Source organism: Nonomuraea sp. GTA35, assembly GCF_041950525.1.
Lineage (GTDB): Bacteria > Actinomycetota > Actinomycetes > Streptosporangiales > Streptosporangiaceae > Nonomuraea.
Genome location: NZ_JBGNUV010000062.1, coordinates 1 through 661 on the forward strand (window position 1 = coordinate 1; position 661 = coordinate 661).

Annotated in this window: 1 protein-coding gene; it reads right to left on the minus strand. The window is 64.8% G+C overall.

Annotated features, from left to right (window positions below; all coding sequences use genetic code 11):
- A partial coding sequence (locus tag ACBJ32_RS59380; RefSeq protein ID WP_375134404.1) for a hypothetical protein occupies positions 1-661 on the minus strand: 661 nt, incomplete at both ends.

A 661-nucleotide genomic window follows, 5' to 3' on the forward strand; every position in this document is an offset into this window, starting at 1 on the left:
GACGACAGCTGCTTCGCCGTCAACCCCAGCGCCGTCAGCGTCTGCAGCACCTGCGGCGCGTTCGGCGTCTCAGCGGGAATCTCGACCTTCGAGCCTTTGAGCGTGGCGACGAGCTTGCCCGCCTTGTTCAGCTTGGTCGTGACAGCGTCGACGCCAGTCGCCGAAACCTTGAGATCAACGGGCTGCCCGGCCTTGTCGCGCACCTGGATGATCTGGTTGGCAAGAGCCTCGATCTCCTTGCGCGGCCGCGTGTCACCCATGGCGATCGCCATGTCGACGTAACGCTTCCGGGCGTCGACGAGAATCGCGTTCGCTTCGGCCGTGTTCTGGTGCAGCGCAAACTGACTCGACGCGAAGTCGCCCGCCTTCTGCGCCATGGCGTCAAGCGCGTCACCATTCGCTCGGCCAGCCTCGGTCGTTTCGTCAAGCGTGTGACCGTTCTTCTTCAGCGCATCGGTCGCGGCGTCGATCGCGGCCTGGTATCCACGCGAGCCGCTGCGCTGCTGCAGCAGCACCGAGTTGAGCTGCTTGTAGGCATCGACCTGCTCCTTGAGCGCCTGCGCAGCCTCCTCAGCACTCTGCGCTAGTTGATCCTGAGACTGGCCCGCCTGGTCAGCCGCACCGGAATTCGCCTTCATCGCGTCGGCGTGGTCCTTGGAGT